Here is a 5,285-nt window from a genome sequence, read left to right as displayed (position 1 = left end):
AAGCTGCAGCGCAAATTAGGCTGCACCATGATTTACGTCACCCACGATCAGGTCGAAGCCATGACCATGGCTGATAAAATCGTAGTACTGGACGCCGGTTTTGTGTCTCAGGTCGGTAAACCACTCGAGCTTTACCACTACCCACAGAATCGTTTTGTGGCCGGTTTTATCGGTTCACCAAAGATGAACTTCATGAGTGTCACTATTGACGAAGCGGAAAAAGAGCGGGTTAAAGTTCGGCTGTCAAACGGCTTCGCCTTCTGGATCCCGGTTGATGGCACGACAGTCACGGTCGGTGAACGTATGTCGCTGGGCGTACGTCCTGAGCACCTGCTGGAAGCGCAGCGAGGTGATGCTCAAATAGAAGGAAAGGTGATGATCGTGGAAAAACTGGGCAACGAGACCCAGGCCTACATGAACGTTAAAGGCTCAGATTCAGATATCATCTATCGTCAGCCTGACACCCTGGACATTGAGGTCGGCGATAGCCTGGCAATTGGTATTCCGGCCCATCGTTGCCATCTGTTCCATAGTGATGGCCGCGCGTGTCGCCGCTTGTTTAAAGAGAAGGGCGTCTAATTCAACAACTAATCTCTGTCAGGCAGGACTAATATCCTTCACCTCATATGGTTATAACCTCAGATGTTTATTACCTCTGACCGCAAAAGCCCGTTCAAATCAATGAACGGGCTTTTTCATTTCCGTCATGCTGCGCTAGCTGACACTTTCCGCGGGTTGCGGCATTCTGCTACGTCGCAACACCGGCTTTTTCACCACCAGATAAACCGCCACAGCGGCCAGTACAAAGCCCAGCGCCCCCAACCGATCAAAAGATTCCCCAAAGCAAATCCAGGCCTGAATTGCAGTGGTCGGCGGTACCAGGTAAAACACCGACGCAACACTAGATGATGCGCCATGTTCAACCATATACAGCAGTAGCAAAATCGCAATGCACGACAGCACCACCACCAGCCAGCCGAGCGTCATAATGAATGTCGGGGTCCATTCCACCTGCATGGTTTCAAACTGCATCGCAGCAGGCAACAGCAGCGCAACCGCAGCCACATATTGCACCAAGGCACCGCCCAGCAGATCAACACCCTGACAGAACTTCTTCTGATACAGCGTACCGACCGTAATACCGATCAAAGAAACCACACACATACCAATGGCTGCCCATTTCTGTGCGGCCGACTGCCACTCAATATTACCCATCAGCACACAACTGATGCCGGCAAAACCCAGGGCAAGCCCGAGCCACTGAGCGAGATTAAGCCGCTCACTGCCCATCAGCAGCAGGATCAGCGCAGTAAATATCGGTTGGCTACCGACCAGCAGTGAGGCTAAGCCCGCCGGGATCCCCCAGTGAATCGCCTGAAAGGTGCCCCCCAGATACAAACCATGGATAAACAGCCCCGATACACAGGAGTGCCAGAACTGACGGCCAGTCGGGATACGGCGTTTGAGCAGCATGATCAGTAGCGCAAACAGCACCACATTTAGCACCATCCGCAGACTGAGAAAGGTCATCGGCTCGGCATATTCAAGACCGAAACGGGCCCCGACAAAGCCGGATGCCCAGAGTATTACGAACAGAAAAGGAATCATTTTGATGAGCATAGTATTTCTCTGGCAGTCTAATTATTGTGGCGCCATTCTAATTAGGCACAGAATGACAAAAAAGGCACAGTTGATGTAGAATTAATGGGTACAGTGTTAACCTAGGCAGCCAGAATGAGCGAAGAGTTTAAATATCAGGATATCGAGTTGGCAATACGCCGCGCCATTGAAGGCGGCCTGTTTCAGCCCGACGAAAAACTGCCCTCGATACGGGGCTTAATGACCCAGCATCAGGTGGGTAAGAATACCGTCATTCGCGCTTATCAGGTTCTGGAAGCTCAGGGCTGGATTTACTCTCTGCCCCGCTCGGGATATCGTGTCGCTGAACGTAAATCCAGTCTGGATAATCAGGCCAGTGAGCCAAGCCGGGTTGATTTACTGTCGATGTCTAAATCTATTCTGGCTGCGCCTGTGATCAAGCATAATATGCCGGCAGGCTCCGCCCATCCTTGTACGGATTCACCGGCTATTCGCAGTTTGTATGCTGAAATCGGCCGCCACAGCCGGATGCAAACCCATATTCCCAGTCACTATCAACTGCCTCCGGGCAATGATCAACTGGTGAACCAGATACGCAAAATCTGCCGCGATCTCGGTATTGATGCAAGATTGCGTGATATCGCCATTACCAACGGCGGCCAGCAGGCATTAAGCCTGGCTTTTCGCGCCCTGACCCAACCCGGCGATATTGTCGCCGTTGAATCCCCCTGCTATTTTGGCACCCTACTGCTGCTTGAGTCACTGGGGCTAAAGGTGGTCGAAATCCCAAGTCAGCTCACCACAGGGATGGATATCGAAGCGCTCAAACAAGCCATCAGCCGCTGGCGCATCAAGGCTGTCATGGTCACGCCGAATTTTAACAATCCGACCGGAGCGCTGATGCCGCTGGCTCATCGCCAGGCGCTGCTGGATGTCACTGAATCAATTCCCATTATCGAAGACGACGTGTTTGGCAGCCTGGGATTTGCACAGGCGCTACCGAGCCTGAAGAGTTTGGATCAGCAGGAACGGGTGATTTACATCAGTTCGTTATCGAAAACGCTCGATTCGAGACTGCGTATCGGCTGGATTATCGCCGGACGCTATATGAATCAGATCGAGAAAGTCCTGCTGAGCGAAAATATGGGCAGTCTCAATCTGATCCAGTCGGCGGTCGCGGCTTTTCTCTCGACCGGCAGATACCGCACTCATCTGACGCGCATGCGACGCCTGTATCAGAGCCGGCAACTCCCATTCGCCCAGATGCTCTCTCAGGCATTTAACTCACATCCGGAGCTCAATGGCCGCTACCACCTGTCACGTCCGCAGGGCTCTTTCCTGTGCTGGCTGACGCTGCCGGCAGAGGTCGATACCCAGCAGGTCTATCAACACTGCCTGAGTCAGAAAATCAGCCTGCTACCCGGACACTTGTTCGCTAATCAGGGACAATTTACCCAATGTATCCGCTTTAGTGTTTCCAATCTGGAAGATGAAACGCGCTGGCAAAAAAGTCTGCAGATACTGGCTGAGATAATAGTGCAGCAGCTCACCCGCAGCAGTGGTAAAACATTAGCGGGCCAACATAATCAGAGCTAAACGATTGACCCAACAGAGCTAAGAAGCTCGCTAATTGCGTGACCAGCACGTAAAGTGGTTTCAGCGCATACAGTTGTCTGTGAGCATACAGCTATCGCAGCACATTAAATTGTCTCTGCGCGTGAATTTGTCTCAACCGATAATCGATTATGCTTGAGGATATCGGTTGCCGCTCACAGCCGGCCCAATCATGAGGTGTAAGTATGAAAATGAGTTTTAACATGGAAGACGCCAGTCAGGTATGCGTCGGTGCCTTTGCTCTGGCGGTGCCCATTTCCTTTTCAGAAGAAGCCTGGCAACTTGGAACGTCGCTCCCGCTGCCCAACCTGCTGTTGTTACTGACGCTGTCTCTGGGTTTTCTCGGCGTATTTGCCTATGAAAGTGTCTTCCAGCGCAATGTGCAGCGTCGGATACCCGCTTTTTTGCTGCGTATTGTCATCGCCTATGCGATAACCGCGTTGGTGGTGGGTTTTGTCCTGCTCGCACTCGACAAATTGCCGCTCCTCGACGAACCGCTAATTTCACTTAAACGTATTGTCGTCATCGCCATGCCCGCATCGATGGGTGCTATTATCGTTGACAGTTTTGACAAAGAATAATCACCGAACCCATTGCTTTACTACCGTCGTTTTGCAACAAAAGCGGACTATATTCAAAACCTTATAAGATTCCTTGCAATACAAGCGAATAAGTCAGGACCTAATATGAACATCCAACTCACACTCCGAGCACTTGAACGCAGTGATTTGCGTTTCATTCACGATTTAAACAACAACCGCAATATTATGTCGTACTGGTTTGAAGAGCCGTATGAATCGTTCGATGAACTGGAAGAGTTGTACAACAAACACATCCACGATAATGCCGAACGCCGTTTTGTGGTGGAAAATGAACAAAAAGAACTGGTGGGCCTGGTCGAGCTGATTGAAATCGACTATATCCACCGCAGCGGCGAATTTCAGATTATCATCACCCCGCAACATCAGGGCCGTGGCTTCGCCCGCACGTTAATTCATAAAGCGCTCGACTACTCCTTTACCATTCTCAACCTGCATAAAGTGTATCTGCATGTCGCGATCGATAACGAAAAAGCGGTGCATTTGTATCAGTCATGTGGATTTAAAGAAGAGGGCCATCTGGTGGAAGAATTCTTCATCAACGGCGCCTATCGTGACGTCAAACGCATGTATATTCTGCAAAATGACTATCTGAGCAAACTCTCAGCGCAAAGCTGAGCCAGGGGCAATTCAGGGAAATGAGGCCACCATCTTCAAAACGCCTCCTAGCCAAGCGACTTTTCGCCTAAAACATTATCATAAGCCCAAATAAAAACCGCGCCAGCAAACAGCGGCGCGGTTGGTATAAAACGGGCTATCATCGGGCCATCGCGTTACTCAGCGACTTAGACGGTGGCCTGATATCAATGGGCAATATCGAAACGACTCTCTGTCACGCCGTTGGTGCGGAACCAACCAGCAATACTCATACGCTCAGCCTTGGCAGGCAGCACTTCGTGCGGGAAATTTTCTGACAGGAACACCACCAGACGTCCGGCGACCGGCGCAACCGTGTCAATTAACTGATCATCCATATCGTAGATTTTCAGTTCGCCGCCATCAGCTTCAGTCCAGTTCTCATTAAGGTAGAACACTGTGGTCAGCTTGCGGTTTTCCTGACCGCGAAACGCATCGAGATGCTTTTTGTAAAAGTCGCCGACCTGATACTGGGCAAAGTGGGATTCATACTCAAACAGGCCCATGAAAAAATCGCGGTTTACCTCACAGCGGATCTGCTCCATGCGTGTCAGGTAATCCTGCACTGGCTGCCCCATGTCCGGATTCAACCACTGAATACGATCACTGCGAATCGTCTTGGCTTGCAGCAGGTCATCATTGCGGCCAATACGGGCACGATACCAGTCTTGTGGTACGCACTCTCTCAGGCTCTGAACCTGCTCCAGGGAAAGAAAGTCATCCCACACGTACCAGCCCTGCTCAGCAATTGCATCCAATAAGGTTTCTAATGCCATTTTTCTACATATCTGTTTGAAAAAAGGCGTTATATAAGGATAACCCAAGGGCGACAAATCT

The 5,285-nt window shown here is 50.8% G+C and carries 6 protein-coding genes; 4 read left to right on the top strand and 2 right to left on the bottom strand.

Features of this window, described 5'->3' with window-relative positions:
- Positions 1-579, top strand: a 579-nt coding sequence (locus ACN0WX_RS15370) for a TOBE domain-containing protein (RefSeq protein ID WP_417623211.1), incomplete at its 5' end; no start/stop codon positions are given.
- Positions 580-714: 135 nt separating this feature from the next.
- On the opposite strand, the gene ACN0WX_RS15365 is transcribed toward ACN0WX_RS15370, so the two are convergent.
- Positions 715-1,620: a DMT family transporter gene (locus tag ACN0WX_RS15365; protein ID WP_417623210.1), complete on the bottom strand. Its 906-nt coding sequence runs from the start codon at positions 1,618-1,620 to the stop codon at positions 715-717.
- A 114-nt stretch (positions 1,621-1,734) separates the two neighbouring features.
- Between ACN0WX_RS15365 and ACN0WX_RS15360 the strand changes: the two genes are divergently transcribed.
- The 3 genes from ACN0WX_RS15360 to speG all read left to right on the top strand — a co-directional run bounded on the left by ACN0WX_RS15360 (position 1,735) and on the right by speG (position 4,430).
- The gene (locus ACN0WX_RS15360; RefSeq protein ID WP_417623209.1) at positions 1,735-3,195 is read left to right on the top strand and encodes a PLP-dependent aminotransferase family protein; all 1,461 of its coding nucleotides are present in this window, start codon (positions 1,735-1,737) and stop codon (positions 3,193-3,195) included.
- A gap of 203 nt (positions 3,196-3,398) precedes the next feature.
- On the top strand, positions 3,399-3,794 hold the full coding sequence (locus ACN0WX_RS15355) for a DUF2391 family protein (RefSeq protein WP_136483799.1): 396 nt from the start codon (positions 3,399-3,401) through the stop codon (positions 3,792-3,794).
- A 105-nt stretch (positions 3,795-3,899) separates the two neighbouring features.
- On the top strand, positions 3,900-4,430 hold the full coding sequence (gene speG / locus ACN0WX_RS15350) for a spermidine N1-acetyltransferase (RefSeq protein ID WP_136483798.1): 531 nt from the start codon (positions 3,900-3,902) through the stop codon (positions 4,428-4,430).
- A gap of 185 nt (positions 4,431-4,615) precedes the next feature.
- Here the strand turns inward: speG and ACN0WX_RS15345 are convergent.
- The coding region (locus ACN0WX_RS15345) for a 2OG-Fe(II) oxygenase (RefSeq protein WP_417623208.1) at positions 4,616-5,285 on the bottom strand (670 nt) is incomplete at its 5' end.

Origin of the sequence: Parasphingorhabdus sp., from assembly GCF_048269915.1 — a bacterium.
Taxonomy (GTDB): Bacteria; Pseudomonadota; Alphaproteobacteria; order Sphingomonadales; family Sphingomonadaceae; genus Parasphingorhabdus.
The sequence above is the reverse complement of the archived record's forward strand: the minus strand, read 5'-3'. Positions and strand labels throughout refer to the sequence as shown.

Coding starts and splice junctions, on each gene's coding strand:
- ACN0WX_RS15365 (WP_417623210.1), bottom strand. CDS start 1,620: ATGCTCATCAAAATGATTCCTTTTCTGTTCGTAATACTCTGGGCATCC.
- speG (WP_136483798.1), top strand. CDS start 3,900: ATGAACATCCAACTCACACTCCGAGCACTTGAACGCAGTGATTTGCGT.
- ACN0WX_RS15355 (WP_136483799.1), top strand. CDS start 3,399: ATGAAAATGAGTTTTAACATGGAAGACGCCAGTCAGGTATGCGTCGGT.
- ACN0WX_RS15360 (WP_417623209.1), top strand. CDS start 1,735: ATGAGCGAAGAGTTTAAATATCAGGATATCGAGTTGGCAATACGCCGC.